Source organism: Brevibacillus panacihumi (assembly GCF_003710985.1).
In the GTDB taxonomy this organism is placed as follows: domain Bacteria; phylum Bacillota; class Bacilli; order Brevibacillales; family Brevibacillaceae; genus Brevibacillus; species Brevibacillus panacihumi.
In genome coordinates this window covers 32,031-46,633 of sequence record NZ_RHHT01000032.1, presented here as the reverse complement: position 1 = coordinate 46,633, position 14,603 = coordinate 32,031, and the positions used below count along the sequence as shown (strand labels likewise).

The 14,603-nt window shown below is 52.6% G+C and carries 15 protein-coding genes; 11 read left to right on the top strand and 4 right to left on the bottom strand.

Going from position 1 to position 14,603, the window contains the following annotated elements; genetic code table 11:
• The first annotated feature begins 92 nt into the window (after nt 1-92).
• From EDM58_RS16150 to EDM58_RS16125, 6 genes are all read left to right on the top strand, one after another.
• Entirely contained in the window at nt 93-1,043 is a 951-nt protein-coding gene (locus EDM58_RS16150; RefSeq protein ID WP_122914313.1) for a helix-turn-helix transcriptional regulator, read from the top strand.
• A gap of 96 nt (nt 1,044-1,139) precedes the next feature.
• Entirely contained in the window at nt 1,140-1,508 is a 369-nt protein-coding gene (locus tag EDM58_RS16145; protein WP_023556575.1) for a hypothetical protein, read from the top strand.
• Nucleotides 1,509-1,700: 192 nt separating this feature from the next.
• Nucleotides 1,701-3,251 (top strand): bifunctional phosphoribosylaminoimidazolecarboxamide formyltransferase/IMP cyclohydrolase, encoded by a 1,551-nt coding sequence (gene purH, locus EDM58_RS16140; protein WP_122914256.1) that lies wholly within the window; start codon nt 1,701-1,703, stop codon nt 3,249-3,251.
• A gap of 37 nt (nt 3,252-3,288) precedes the next feature.
• Complete coding sequence (gene purD / locus EDM58_RS16135; protein ID WP_122914255.1) at nt 3,289-4,560, top strand: phosphoribosylamine--glycine ligase; 1,272 nt, start codon at nt 3,289-3,291, stop codon at nt 4,558-4,560.
• 132 nt (nt 4,561-4,692) lie between these two features.
• Nucleotides 4,693-5,262: a TetR/AcrR family transcriptional regulator gene (locus tag EDM58_RS16130; protein WP_122914254.1), complete on the top strand. Its 570-nt coding sequence runs from the start codon at nt 4,693-4,695 to the stop codon at nt 5,260-5,262.
• Nucleotides 5,263-5,357: 95 nt separating this feature from the next.
• A complete protein-coding gene (locus EDM58_RS16125) occupies nt 5,358-5,822 on the top strand; it encodes a hypothetical protein (RefSeq protein WP_122914253.1) in 465 nt (154 codons plus the stop codon).
• Nucleotides 5,823-5,876: 54 nt separating this feature from the next.
• On the opposite strand, the gene EDM58_RS16120 is transcribed toward EDM58_RS16125, so the two are convergent.
• The 4 genes from EDM58_RS16120 to EDM58_RS16110 all read right to left on the bottom strand — a co-directional run bounded on the left by EDM58_RS16120 (nt 5,877) and on the right by EDM58_RS16110 (nt 8,262).
• Nucleotides 5,877-7,073, bottom strand: coding sequence for an MFS transporter (locus EDM58_RS16120; protein ID WP_246000788.1), 1,197 nt, complete (start codon nt 7,071-7,073; stop codon nt 5,877-5,879).
• A gap of 11 nt (nt 7,074-7,084) precedes the next feature.
• Nucleotides 7,085-7,528, bottom strand: a complete 444-nt coding sequence (locus EDM58_RS16115; protein ID WP_246000786.1) for a MarR family winged helix-turn-helix transcriptional regulator — start codon at nt 7,526-7,528, stop codon at nt 7,085-7,087.
• Between the two features lie 89 nt (nt 7,529-7,617).
• Entirely contained in the window at nt 7,618-7,752 is a 135-nt protein-coding gene (locus EDM58_RS26410; RefSeq protein WP_281275092.1) for an EYxxD motif small membrane protein, read from the bottom strand.
• Between the two features lie 12 nt (nt 7,753-7,764).
• Complete coding sequence (locus EDM58_RS16110) at nt 7,765-8,262, bottom strand: YgaP family membrane protein (protein WP_122914251.1); 498 nt, start codon at nt 8,260-8,262, stop codon at nt 7,765-7,767.
• A 186-nt stretch (nt 8,263-8,448) separates the two neighbouring features.
• Here EDM58_RS16110 and EDM58_RS16105 point away from each other — a divergent pair, with 186 nt between their 5' ends.
• The 5 genes from EDM58_RS16105 to EDM58_RS16085 all read left to right on the top strand — a co-directional run bounded on the left by EDM58_RS16105 (nt 8,449) and on the right by EDM58_RS16085 (nt 14,482).
• Nucleotides 8,449-10,203: an adenine deaminase C-terminal domain-containing protein gene (locus EDM58_RS16105; RefSeq protein WP_122914250.1), complete on the top strand. Its 1,755-nt coding sequence runs from the start codon at nt 8,449-8,451 to the stop codon at nt 10,201-10,203.
• 513 nt (nt 10,204-10,716) lie between these two features.
• Nucleotides 10,717-11,670, top strand: coding sequence for a branched-chain amino acid ABC transporter permease (locus EDM58_RS16100; protein WP_122914249.1), 954 nt, complete (start codon nt 10,717-10,719; stop codon nt 11,668-11,670).
• A 9-nt stretch (nt 11,671-11,679) separates the two neighbouring features.
• Nucleotides 11,680-12,963 carry a branched-chain amino acid ABC transporter permease gene (locus tag EDM58_RS16095; protein WP_122914311.1) on the top strand — a complete coding sequence of 428 codons (1,284 nt, stop codon included), beginning with the start codon at nt 11,680-11,682 and terminating at the stop codon, nt 12,961-12,963.
• Nucleotides 12,964-12,983: 20 nt separating this feature from the next.
• Nucleotides 12,984-13,760 (top strand): ABC transporter ATP-binding protein, encoded by a 777-nt coding sequence (locus EDM58_RS16090; protein ID WP_122914248.1) that lies wholly within the window; start codon nt 12,984-12,986, stop codon nt 13,758-13,760.
• 14 nt (nt 13,761-13,774) lie between these two features.
• Nucleotides 13,775-14,482, top strand: coding sequence for an ABC transporter ATP-binding protein (locus tag EDM58_RS16085; protein ID WP_122914247.1), 708 nt, complete (start codon nt 13,775-13,777; stop codon nt 14,480-14,482).
• Nucleotides 14,483-14,603: the final 121 nt, after the last annotated feature.

Below are 14,603 nucleotides of genomic sequence, written 5' to 3'. Positions count from 1 at the left end.
CGTTTGATTAGGGGCTTTGCCTGTCTTAACTCTAGCGTATAATAGTGACAGGTTTTGTCATAATTATGATAAAAAAGGTGCGGATGCTTGCCATGTCCAAGTCCAAACGACTGATGGAGCTGATGATGACCGTCAACCGGATGCGCAAATTTACGGTCAATGAGCTTGCCAACCAATTCGGCGTCTCATCCCGGACGATCCTGCGGGATTTGCAGGAGCTGAGCGAACTGGGGGTCCCGTTGTATTCGGAGGTGGGTCCTCACGGGGGCTATCAGGTACTGAAGGAAAGAATTCTTCCCCCTATCGCGTTCACAGAGGAAGAGGCAGTCGCCATGTTTTTTGCCAGCCATTCCTTGCGCCACTACCCATCGCTTCCATTTGAGACAGAATCCAGCTCTGCGCTGAATAAATTTTTCTACTACATGCCGGGCGACGTCAGAGACCGCATCGATCAGATGAAGAACCGCGTGGACTTTTTCGCCCCGACCCGACAGAAGGAATCACAGCACCTGTCCCTGCTTCTCGAAGCGGCTATTTTCCAGCAAGTAATCCGTATGCAGTACGATTCCCGCGATGGGGAGTCCTGCCGCCTGATCCAGCCGGTCGGCATCTACGCCAGCAACGGGTTTTGGTACTGTCCCGCCTATTGCTTTTTGCGCGAGGATTTTCGCTTGTTTCGCTGTGATCGCATGGATGCGGTCGAGATCGCAGAAGACGCGAGTCCATTGGACCATCGGCATATTCATTTGGGGAACTGGGAATCGTTTAGCAAACGGCAGCGAAAGGATGTCCTCTTTTACGTGGAGCTGACCAAAATCGGCGTCCAGCGCTGCGAAGCCGAACTATGGCCCGCCCACGCCCCCCGTCTTCATCTTCATCCTGATGGCAGCGGCTGGATGGAGCAGGAAGTTCCGGAAAGTGAGATCTCGTATTTTGCCCACTTTTTTCTCAGCTTGGGAAAAGAAGCGACTGTAATAAAGCCGCAGGCGCTGATAGACGAGATGAAGCAGATCCTCCGGGAGGTCTTGGCTAAATACGAATAATCGAATCCCGTAGCGCAGAATTGGGTGGACAGCGGGAAAACCAAACAGCCCCTTCCGACATAGAGTAGAGGGAAGCCAATGAAGAGGAGGGGCCCAATGAGCGGGGATATTATTGGTGATCTGCTGGGCAAGCTAAGCCAGCGGACCGGGCGGGAATGGACGCTTTCCGACATCATGAAGCTTGCCGAAAAGATGCCGAAGGACGGAAAAAATATCGATTCGGTTCTCAGCGAATTGTCAAATATGGGGCTGGATGTACCGGAGGAAACCAAGGAAAGAGTAAAGAACCAAATGCAAAGCGGCAAGAAACTCTCACTGGATGAACTGGGCAAAATGCTTCCAAGAGACGTAAAAGGAAAGAGCGGCAAAAAAAGCAGTGTATCGCGAGCGAACGGGAAAAGCAGCCATTTGTCGCTGGCCCAGAGGGTGAAAAAGCTCTCGAGTGGAAGAAAGAAAAAACGGTAAAACCTGATTTCGATAGGCATGGATTCAGTCGCGATTTGCTGCCCGGCAATCGCGGCTTTGTCTGTTTTTGCCTCCTTGACGTTTCTGAGGAGATTCTTGATAAAAGCGTACAATTATGATTTAATAATAGATGAATGTTCGTGTTTTATTCGGTTCACCATTTCTTTTTATAAATGTCAGGAGGTCCTAACTGTGAGTGTCAAAAAAGCGTTAATCAGCGTATCGGACAAAACTGGATTGATTCCATTCGCCCGTCGCCTGGCTGCTGCCGGAGTGGAGATCATCTCCACGGGAGGTACAGCTGCACTCCTGAAAGAAGCGGGTGTGCCCGTAATCGGAATATCCGAAGTGACCGGCTTTCCGGAAATCTTGGACGGACGCGTCAAAACGCTTCATCCTAACATCCACAGCGGTCTTCTGGCCGTACGCGACAACGAAGCCCATCAGAAACAACTGCAAGAGCTGAACATCGAAACCATCGATCTGGTCGTCGTCAATCTCTACCCATTCAAACAGACGATTGCCAAGCCGGATGTTACCTTCGCAGAAGCTATTGAAAATATTGATATCGGCGGACCGACGATGCTACGCTCTGCGGCGAAAAACCACGCCTTTGTGACCGTTGTTGTCGATTCCGAAGATTACGAGCAGGTTATGGCAGAGATTGAAGCCGGGCAGGATACTGCGCTGGAGACGCGCCGTCGTTTGGCAGCCAAGGTATTCCGTCATACCGCAGCTTATGACGCCCTGATCTCCCGCTATTTGAGCGAGCAAGTGGGAGAACTGCTCCCCGAAAGCTATACCGTCACCTATGAAAAAGCGCAGGATCTTCGTTATGGCGAAAATCCGCATCAGCGCGCCGCTTTTTACCGCACGCCTCTGGCTGCAGGAGCTAGCATCGCTTATGCCGAGCAACTGCACGGAAAAGAGCTTTCCTACAACAATATCAATGATGCCGACGCTGCTCTGGCCATCGTGCGTGAATTCGATCAGCCGGCCGTCGTCGCCATCAAACACTCCAATCCATGCGGTGTCGGGATTGGCGCGGATATTCGGGAAGCCTATCAAAAGGCGTACGAAGCCGATCCTGTCTCTATTTTCGGCGGCATCGTCGCGGCGAACCGCAGCATTGACCGCGATACAGCCCTGATGTTGAAAGAGACCTTCCTCGAAATTATTCTCGCTCCTGATTTTACCGAAGAGGCTTTGGCGGTACTGATGGAGAAGAAGAACTTACGTCTGTTGCGCATTCCGACTCTGAACCAGCCGGAAGCAAACACAGACAACCTGTTCCGCATCGCTCCAGTGGCAGGAGGTGCTCTGGTGCAGGATTACGATCTGAAGCAATTGCAGGATGAGGAAATTCGTGTAGTCACGGAGCGTCAGCCGACTGCGGAGGAATTGGCCCAGTTGAAATTCGCCTGGAAGGTCGTCAAGCACGTGAAGTCCAATGCGATCGTGCTGGCAAAAGGAAACATGACCATCGGCGTAGGTGCGGGTCAAATGAACCGCGTCGGGGCCGCCAAAATCGCCATTGAGCAGGCAGGAGAGAACGCTCAGGGAGCCGTTCTCGCATCGGATGCATTCTTCCCGATGCCGGATACAGTAGAAGCAGCCGCACAGGCAGGAGTAAAAGCCATCATCCAGCCGGGCGGATCGGTTCGTGACCAGGAATCCATCGATGCCTGCAATCGTTTCGGCATTACCATGATTTTTACCGGCACACGCCATTTCAAACACTAGAAGAGAGCGCGGAACCTCTAACACAGGAGGAAAGAACATGAATGTTTTGATCGTCGGCAGTGGAGGACGCGAGCACACCATTGCCTGGAAGCTGCTGCAAAGCCCTCGGGTGGAAAAGGTGTATTGCGCACCGGGGAATGGAGGAACGGCCCAAATTGCAACCAATGCACCCATCGACGTCCATGACTTTGCCGCTTTGGCCCAGTTTGTCAAGGACGAAGGCATCGATCTGACTGTTGTCGGTCCGGAAGATCCTCTGCTTGGCGGCATCGTCGATTTTTTCCAAGAGCGCAATCTGCCCATCTTCGGACCAAACTCCCATGCGGCCAAGATTGAAGGCAGCAAATCCTTTGCCAAAAGCCTGATGAAACGCTACAACATCCCGACGGCTGCTTATGAATCCTTCCTCGACTACGAATCGGCCATTGCCTATGTACGCGAGCAAGGTGCTCCGATTGTCGTCAAGGCGGATGGCTTGGCAGCAGGAAAAGGCGTCGTCGTAGCCGAGACGTTGGAAGAAGCGGAAGAGGCTCTGCACCAGATCATGCAGGAGAACATCTTCGGCCACGCCGGAGCCCGCGTAGTCATCGAGGAATGCATGCGCGGCGAGGAATTGTCTCTGCTGTCTTTCGTGGATGGGGAGACTGTCAAACCAATGATCACCTCCCAGGATCACAAGCGAGTCTTCAATGATGATCAGGGACCCAATACGGGTGGCATGGGGACGTATGCCCCTGTCCCGCAGATGTCTGCCGAGCTTGTGAACGAGATCGTGGAGACCATTGTGAAGCCGATGGCGAAAGGGATGGCGGCAGACGGCATTCCGTTCAAGGGAGTTCTGTATACCGGCCTGATGATTACTTCCGAGGGACCGAAAGTCGTCGAGTTCAACGCCCGTTTTGGCGATCCGGAAACACAGGTCATCCTGCCTTTGCTGGAGACCGACCTGCTGGAGATTTTCCTTGCGACGGTCAGCGGGGAGCTGGCTTCGCTCGATGTCACCTGGAAAAAGGAAAGCGCAGTCTGCGTCGTCATGGCTGCTCCCGGCTATCCTGGCGAATATCCGAAGGGTGCGCCGATCCATGGTCTGGAGCAAGTCAAGGAGCCCGTCACGGTGTTCCACGCAGGCACCAAGGCTGTGCCTGAGGGCGTTGTCACCAGCGGCGGCCGCGTACTTGGCGTCACCAGTACCGGAGAGAATCTGGAAAAAGCGCGTGAAGCAGCATACGAGGCTGCACGCACGATTTCATTCGAGGGAGCCCACTATCGTACGGACATCGCAGCCCGTGCCGTACGCAGCGGGGAATAGCCTGCATGACAGCCCTGACAGCCGATCGTTGGTTGTCAGGGTTTTTTGCATGCCTTTCTCCCTTGCAAACGGCCTGCGGATGGAGTATATTCAAAAATAAATTGGTCAACCAACCAAAAAGAAGGGATCACCGTGAAGCAGGATAAAAAGCAAAAAATCGTCGAAGCCGCCTCCAAGCTATTTGCCGAGAAGGGATATGAAAAAGCCTCGATCAAGGAGATCGCCAAAGAGGCCGGCATTACATCAGGACTGGTCCATTATTACTTCCAAAACAAGGAGGAGGTTTTGTCCGATGTGGTGCTGGAAGCCTCTCATCAATACACCCGCGATATGCAAGCCCTGAAGCAAGCCGTTCCCGAGGGACAGCTCGCCGAGTCTGCTATGCAAGCGACGAAAGATCGGGTACAGAAGCATCCAGACTGGTATCGGCTTCGCTATGAGCTATTTGCCATCGGCCTGCGCAACCCTCATTTTGCTGAGAAAGTAAATCAGATTATCGACAACGGACAAAGCGGCATTTCCAACTTACTGAAGCCGATGATGCCGAATGCCGAGGAGAAGGATGTCGCTGCCGTCGCTGCCATTCTGCTCGCTTGCTTCGACGGGTTGGCCTTGCAAAAGATGTTGAATCCAGACTTTGATCTGGATCGGGCATACCTCGTTTTGGAAAAGATGGCCATGTCCCTTCAAGAAGAAGAATGACACGGAAAAATGGTCCTTCCAAGGAAGAAAAGGGAAGGCTGTTTTTTCAATGTATATTGGTTGGTTGACCAACTTAAATGAAAGGAGGAAAATGAATGCTTTCGATCATCGTACTTGCGCTTGACACGCTATGTCTGGCACTCATATTAGGGGGCGGGATCATCTTGGCGGCGTGTGTTCGCCCTTTCTTGCTGCGGATCTCGTCGGCAAGCGGCAACCCGGAGCTGATCACCTCCGTCGAACATCTGTCGATACAGTCCTGGAATCGCTACAATCTCTACGGGATGGGAGGAAGCGTCGGTCTCTTTCTGCTGGATATGGTTCGCCTCCTGGCAGGCTTGCCCCTCTCCTACTGGCATTTCGCCGCGAGCCTTCTCCTGATTCTGGCCTTCACCAGAAAATTGATCATGGATCGGCAATTGACCAAGCGCCTGCAAAGCGGGGCGGAGGCAGCAGTCGAGAGTGCAGAACAGCGTGCCGGCCATCGGGAGGTTGAATGGCTCACCAAAATCATCCTGCTGCTCGCTCTTTCTGCTCTGTTCGCCACTCACATGCCTTAAAAACACAGAGAAGCCTTGCACCTGACTGAGTTTTCAGGTGAAGGCTTCTCTTCGTCAAGCTGCCACTTGCTGTTCTTTGGCGGCTTTTTTTCCTTTTACATACGAAATGAAGTAAATGACCAAAAATAACAGCATGAAGACGGCTGACCAGCGATACATGACGCTGTAGCTGGAGTAGGTTACGATTGCTCCGAGCAGCAGGGAACCGATTCCGATTCCGAGGTCGATCGTACTCAAAAAGACAGCATTGGCCATACCGCGTTGTTCGGGCTCCACGACCTTCACCATCCAGGCCTGGATCGCGGGTTGGAGAAATCCGTATCCCATCCCATAAAAAGCGGCTGAGGTGAAAAGAAGATAGTTATTGTTCGTGAAGGAGAGAATCATCAGGCCGATGAACACAAACAAGGCTCCCAGCGGCAGGACGGCAATATGCCCCTTCCGGTCGAACAGCTTGCCGGACAGCGGACGAACCAGGACGATGGCGATTGCGTTGCAGAAAAAGTACCAGCTGACGTTGGCGAGATTTGCCTCTCTTCCATATAAGACCAAAAAGCTCATCAATCCGCCATACGTAATGGCTACGATGGTGTTCAAAACCGTTGGAAGCAAAATCTTGCGGTCAAAATACCGTCTCATCCCACGTATCTGCTGATCCGGACTGGAGGGAGCAGGCTTCGGCTGGGTTTTGGTGCCAAACAGCAGCGGAAGGGAGATGACCACCATCCCGATCGCAGCAAATACCATGGTGGCAAAGCCAAATTCGCCGAGCAGCGTAATTCCTGCGATGGGCCCAAGCGCCAAAGCAAGACTGACAGACAATCCAAAATACCCCATGCCTTCGCCGATTCGTTTGGGGGGTACTGCATTGGATACCAAAGTGGCAAAGGTCGTGCTGCCCAATCCAAAACCGATACCGAACAATGCTCGCAGGAAGATCAACAGGGCGATGGTGGCGCTGAAATAGTAGCCGAGCATCGCGAGGCTGGCGATGAGGAGCCCTACTGCGGCAAGCAGCTTGCTGCTCTTGGTCTTGATCGCCTCCCCGGTGTACATGCGGGACAGAATGGCGCAAATATTAAACAGGGTAATCACGAGAGAGGCTACGAAATCATTGGCATGATAAGCCTCTTTTACGTAGGCAGGCAAGGTGGTCGCCTGCATTTGCACTGTCGAGAACAGGAGCAGATTGCTTATGGTGATCAGGATAAAATCCTTCGTCCACAGCTGTTCTTGTTTTTCTTCATTCAAAATGGTCACTCCTATTCGATTGTATGTCTTTCGATGTTGGCGATACAGTGCATCGCAATTTGCTTCAGCCATTCCAGCTGCTCGGGCTCGATTCCCTCGAATACCTGCTCAAGGGCTTTATTTTCTACGGGGATGGCCTGCTCCATCAACTCGCGTCCTTTGGCTGTAACGCTGATCAAAAAGGCCCGGCGGTCATTTTGGCACATCTTTTTTTCGACCAATCCCTTGCGGCCGAGGACGTCTAGAATGCGGGTAATGGTAGGCTGATCCTTGGAGGTGCGCAGGGCGAGCTCTTTTTGGTTGATGCCGTCGCTTTTGCACAATTGAAACAGAATGGCATATTGCTCGATCGTGATGTCAAAAGGACGAAGCTGGACAGAGGTGTGCTGCACCATTCTGCGGTACATGTTGCCAATGTAAAAGCCCATGGACTCGTCACGGGTTCTATCCGTCAATTCAAGTACTCCTTTGCCTTCATATTTGCTTGCTATGACAATTATATGTGAAACAAGTAACTCTGAAAAGAAAAAAACCACCAGTATTTTTACTGGCGGTATCTGCCTTTTTTGCGGCTTATGGTAAAACCAGCATAGATCAAGGCAATAATGACGGCTGCAATCATCGCGATGACAAAAAGATTGTGTGACAACCATTCATACAGAGCTGGTCCAACTAACAAAGGTATCTCCCCCTAAGAGTAGGTAGGGTATCGGTGTTCATCATGGCTGTAATGGTCAGAGCGGTTTTTTCGATCGGTCCCGGCGACGGCCGACTTCGCTTCCGCCGATTCGCTGACGGCTTCGCGAACCGCTTCTTCTATTTTTCGGTCTTCTGCAGTGAGTACCGGTTTGCGATGCTCCATATGTGCAGCCGCCGGTTCTTTTTCTTTGCTCTCTGTAAGGTCCGAGCCGCCCGTCACCTGATTCATGACAGCCTGAATGCTCGATTTCTTGATTCTGTCCATCAAGTTGCCGGTTTCGCTTTTTTCCCCCGTGGAGTTCATCCCAATGGCTGCGTACATGGGGCAAAAGCGGGTCACACCTTCTGCCACCTTCATCGCGGATAGGGACATCAAGAGCCAAGGAGTGCGATGAGGTCGCCTGCTCATTCTGCCAACGCCATATGCAAGACCCAGTAATCCAGCCGTTATCCGAATCATCGCGTCTGTAGTACCCACGTTTCTGCGCATGTTTGGTCTGCCTCCTGTAATATGCCTGTTATATAGCCTAGTCTTTGTTGGGAGCATGGGATGCAGACATGGTAATTGTTTCAAGGGAAATAAGTTGTGGAGAGGGATTGTTCCCATTCGTGGCGAAAGCATAAATAATGAACGACTATTCAGAAGATACAGATGACAGCGAAGGAGTGATTCAGCATGCGTGTAAGAAAGATAACAGAAGAGGCGCATCTTCAATTGATACGAGTATCGCGAAGGAAAGCGCCGGCCACTATGTGGATCAGGGGAGCGCAAGTCCTGAACGTATATACGAAGGAATGGCAGACCTTGCATGTCTGTCTCGCAGGGGAGCGGATCGCCTACGTCGGGGAGCAGGAGCCGCTTGCTGATGAACATACCGTCATAATCGAGGCGCAAGGAAAATTCCTGGTTCCCGGCTATATCGAACCGCATGCGCATCCTTTTCAGTGGTACAACCCGTACAGCTTGGCTGATTTTGCCTTGCAGCGCGGAACGACGATGCTGGTCTCAGACACGATGATGCTGATGAATTTGCCGATGGGGCAGGTAGATCACATGCTGGCTTCCCTCGCCGCCCACCCGGTAAAATCCTTTTTCTGGGCAAGGCTGGACCCGCAGACGGGAAAAGCTCACCCGCATTATACAAAGCAAGGCTTGGCGCGCATGCTGGAGCATCCCCTGGTGATTCAGGGCGGAGAGCTGACGGACTGGCATGGCGTGCTGGCTGAATCGGAAGAAATCCTGTTTGGTTTGAAGCATGCCGGTGACCTGGGCAAACGAATGGAAGGCCACCATCCTGGAGCGTCGGTCGAGACGTTGAATACGGCTGCTGCCGCCGGGGTTACTGCATGCCATGAAGGGATACGGGCTCAAGACCTGCTGCATCGCTTGCGCTTGGGCATGTATGCGACGCTGCGCCACTCCTCGATCCGCCCGGATTTGCCGGAGTTGGTTCGCGGGTGGAAGGATCTGGGACTCCCGTGGTCGCCGCGGATGATGCTGACCTCGGACGGAAGCACACCGCCGCTGTATCGCCACGGGCTGATGGATTATACCATTCGTCTAGCCATAGAGGCAGGGATGCCCCCGATCGAAGCCTATGTGATGGCGACGCTGAATCCTGCTGTTTACTACGGAGTCGATGGGGAAGTAGGCGGGATAGCCCCGGGCAGGATCGCCGACCTGCTGCTGCTATCGGCAGAGGATGAGCCGACACCAGAGCTGGTGATTGCCAACGGTCAACGCGCAGCAATGAACGGCAAATTGCTGATCCCGACAGTAAAGCCCGACTGGGAATTGTATACCTTTCCGCCAGTGGACATCCTTGATCAGCCAACGAGGGCAGAGTGGTTTTCGATCCGGCAGGAAGCGGAAGAGACGCCTGTCATCGAGATGCCGAGCGCAGTGATTACCCGATTGCGGATGCAGTCGTTTCCGACCGATGAAAAAGGGATGATCTCGCTTGCACATGATCCGAAGCTCGCTGCGATCGTAGCGATCGATCCTGTCGGGAAACGGAAGACACAGGCGGTACTGTCGGGCTTCGGCAATCATCTGGAGGGCTTGGCCAGCACGTATACGGCCTCCGGTGAGTGGCTCGCCATCGGGCGCGATCCTCAGGCGATGGCCCAAGCAGTGGATCGGGTCCGGGAAATGGGCGGGGGCGTCGTCTTCATCGACAAGGGAAAAATCGTCTGGGAATGCGCCTTGCCACTGGCAGGCAAATTTTCACCGGCTCCAATGGAGGAAATCATCTGCCGGGCGGAGGAGCTGATCGAGCTGATGCGCGAAAAGGGGCATGAACATCTAGATCCGATCTATTCGATGCTGTTCTTCTCATCCACGCATCTTCCCTACGCCAGATTGACGGCAGAGGGGATCGTAGAAGTAAAGACAGGCAGAATCGTACATCCCTCTCTTCCTCTTGAATAGGGATTGTGACGCTTTAGTATTGTAAAGCGATGATATATTCATTTGAGTTCAATTGATCCTTTTGGGAGTGTTGATGTATCGAACGAATATGTGATTGGAAAATATATTTTTTCTCTTGTAAATTTTCTAATTTATTTTACAATAAAGAATAAACAAGCTATATCTACCTTAAGTCCTATTAAAGAAGATAGAAAAAAAGCCGCAATTTGATTTGCAAGGTCGTTGATTGAGAGTTTTTGGGAAAAGAAAAGGGGGATTCAATTCTGCTTGAAAAAACTCTCATGCCTCAGTCATTTAGCTGCGGCGGTATTGGAAGCGAGTCTTGCACTCTTGGATTGCGCAGAGGGAAAAGCCGAACAGGCCTCATCCAGCTAGGGGCGGCACGAGAGTGTTCGCCCCTCCTTCATGGAGCTTCAGAATCTGGGCCGGAAATTGTCGGGCCGTTCTGAAATGCGGCCGTCGGAGCAGCGGAATCGAACGACAAGTTTACAAAGGAATGAGGGATGGGAAAGCATGCTGCTTAGCATTTTGCCTCAAGTATTGGTGGACGGATTGACACTCGGATTTATGTACGCCGTCGTCGCGCTAGGCTATACGATGGTGTACGGGATTTTGGAATTTATCAACTTCGCTCATGGAGAAATTTTCATGGTGGGTGCCTTCGTTGGGACGGAGGTGCTGCTGATTACAGACGCGATCGGCGGGCTTGAGGGCATGAATCCATACGTAGCCCTTTTGATGACGCTTGTCATCACGATGATATTGACCGGAGCATTGGGCGTGGGGATAGAACGGCTTGCTTATCGGCCGCTGCGAGGGGCCCCGCGATTGGTTCCTTTGATTTCGGCCATTGGCGTCTCCTTTTTGCTGCAGGACATTGTTCGTTTTGCCGAAGCGATTGCGCGCAATGAATTCTACCTGAATACGCCCGTGTTGTTTACGGGAACGGTCTCTGTGTTCGGCATCGCGACGATTCCGATTAAAGGATTGGTAGTCATCGTTCTGGCCATTGTTTTGATGATTGCATTGACGCTGTTTATTGGCAAGACAAAATGGGGAATCGCCATGCGTGCCGTCGCCCAGGATCCAAGTACGGCATCGCTAATGACCATAAATGTCGACAAGGTAATCATGCTTACATTTTTGATCGGTTCCAGCCTCGGCGGAGCTACCGGGGTACTGTTTGCCCAGAATTACGGAACCATTGATCCGTACATCGGCTTTATTCTTGGGATGAAAGCATTCACTGCTGCAGTATTGGGCGGAATCGGCAACCTGCGCGGCGCGATGGTAGGCGGCGTCCTGCTCGGGATGCTGGAGTCCCTCGCAGGAGCGTATATGGGTCCTTTGACCAACCAGGCGTTTGGCGCCGAGTACAAAGACGTGTTTGCGTTCAGTATTCTAATCCTCGTGCTTCTCTTCAAGCCGGAAGGGCTGTTTGGCGAAGCTGTGAAAGAGAAAGTGTAGGTGAAACTCATGGCAAACCTGGTCTGGAAATCATTCAAAGGAATTCCGCTCTATGTTACGTTGATTTGGATCGCCGTATTTTCCTTGCTGCTGCACTTTTTGGATAAGTCAGTCCTTTCGTTTCTCGGTATTCTTTCATCGATCGTCCTGCTTTATTTCACGAATACGAGCAACAAGATCAAACTTGCCATCGGGGCCTTGGTGCTGATCGTCATCATCCCGCTGGTGGCAGGGGAAAACCGCTATTATATGGAAGTGGCATCACAGGTTGGAATTTACGTCGCGATGGCGCTCGGACTCAACATCGTCGTCGGGTTCGCGGGATTGCTGGACCTGGGCTACGTGGCCTTCTTCGCGGCTGGGGCGTATGCGTACGCGATTTTCTCGACCTCGCAGGCGAACGAGTTTATCGCCGGCAATCTGTTTCCCTTGACTGGTGACTGGTTCTGGCCGTTCCTCATTGTGGGACTGATCGTCGCCGCCATATTCGGCATTTTATTGGGGCTTCCGGTCTTGCGGGTAAAGGGTGACTACCTGGCGATCGTAACACTTGGGTTCGGTGAAATCATTCGCATCGTCTTCAACAACCTGGATAAGCCGATCAACATTACCAACGGGCCGCAGGGCATCACGCCGATCCCGGCGCCAGAGCTGTTTGGCCTCAAGATGGGGACGCCGTTTTACTTCTATTTTATCGTGTTGTTTGTCATCGCTTTCATCGTGCTGGCGAACATCCGCTTTGAACATTCCCGACTGGGAAGGGCCTGGATCGCGGTCCGCGAAGACGAGCTGGCGGCCCAGTCGATGGGAATTTCGCTTTTGAACACCAAGCTGGCTGCTTTCGCGACAGGGGCATCCTTCGCAGGAGTAGTCGGAGTTATTTTCGCAGCAAAGCAAACCTTTATTGACCCTACTTCGTTTACGCTGATGGAATCGATCGGGATTCTCGTCATGGTCATTCTCGGTGGAAGCGGAAGCATACCAGGGGTAATCCTCGGGGCGGCTTTTGTCACCCTCTTGCAGGTACAGCTTTTGAAGGAATTCTCCAACTTCCTGCATTCCTTGCAGCAATCCGGCATTATCAACCTGCCCAACCAGTTGGACCCTTCCAAGTTTCAACGACTGGTGTTCGGGATCATGCTGATCTTCGTGGCCTTGTATCGTCCGAATGGCTTGATTCCGGCAAAAAGGAAAACCAACGATCTCGGTGCGATCAAATCAAGCCCGTTTAGCAGTGGCAAATTGGGAATTTTGAGCAAGCTTTCTCAATCGTCATCTACTAAACAATCGTAGCGAAGAGGGAGGGAGTCAAAATGGCAATATTGGAAGCGGTAGGATTGACCAAGCGCTTTGGCGGTCTCGTCGCCAATCAGGACGTGTCGATCAAGATCGAAAAAGGAAGCATTACCGCCGTGATCGGTCCGAACGGGGCGGGCAAGACCACCTTTTTTAATATGATTACGGGTTTTTACGAGCCGGACGAAGGAGAAATTCTGCTGGGGGGCAAGAACATTAAAGGACTTCGCCCTGACCAGATCGCTACGAGAGGGATTACCAGAACCTTTCAAAACATTCGTCTGTTCAAACAAATGACGGCTTTGGAAAACGTCATGGTCGGGACCCATAGCCGTCTGTCGGCGGGGCTTCTCGGGATTCTGTTCCACACCAAGCGCGTTCGCGAAGAGGAGGAGAAGGCACGGGTCGAGGCTTATCAGCTGCTGGAGTATGTAGGGATTGAGCATATCGCCAACGAAGCGGCGGGGAGCCTGCCCTACGGATTGCAGCGCAGGCTGGAAATCGCTCGTGCCCTGGCGACCAATCCGCAGATTATCCTGCTCGATGAGCCGGCAGCGGGGATGAACCCGCGGGAAACGGTAGAGATGACCGAATTTATCCGCCTCCTGAAAAAAGAACTGGATCTGACCATCATCCTGATCGAGCATGACATGAAGCTGGTCATGGGCTTGAGCGAATACATTCACGTGCTGGACTACGGACGCAAGATCGCCGAGGGGACACCGGAGCAAATCCGCAACAACCCCAGCGTCATCGAGGCGTACCTCGGAAAAAGCGCGTCGGAAGTGTCCTAGGAGGAGGCAAGGATATGGCATTGTTGGAACTGCAAGACGTTCATACCTTTTACGGCGGTATCCACGCGCTCAAGGGCATGTCGATCAGCGTCAACCCAGGCGAGGTCGTCACCCTGATCGGTTCGAATGGAGCAGGCAAGTCTACCACGCTGAAGACCATCTGCGGACAGACGCGGGCGCGTGAAGGAAAGATCATGTTTGATGGAAAAGACATCACCCAGATGAAAACGCACGACATCGCATTGCTGGGGATCGCCCATGTTCCAGAAGGACGCCGCATTTTTCCCAAGCTGACGGTGCAGGAAAATCTCGAGATGGGCGCTTTCTTTACGAAAGACAAGAACGTCATTCAGGAAGGGATCGAGCGGGCCTTCCAATACTTCCCGAGGCTCAAAGAGCGGATCCACCAAAAAGGCGGCACTATGTCGGGCGGGGAGCAGCAGATGCTGGCCATCGCCCGCGGCCTGATGATGAAGCCCAAGATTCTCATGCTGGATGAACCGTCGATGGGGCTGGCTCCGATTCTGGTGGAGCAAATCTTTGAAATTGTCACGGAGCTGAATCGTGAAGGAACGACCATCCTCCTGGTGGAGCAAAACGCCAACCAGGCCCTGTCCGTAGCCCATCGCGGGTACGTCATCCAGACGGGGGAGATCATTCTCAAGGACGATGCGAAAACCTTGCTCGCCAACCCGCAGGTGCGGGAAGCGTATCTGGCGTAACGCTAAACCCAGTGCCCTTAGGTACTGGGTTTTGTCGTGTCGGAATGTAACTGTAGTGGGGAGAAGCATGTTTCCGATCTACGCTCAATCCGGACTAAAACACGGATTCAAGGTAATTTTC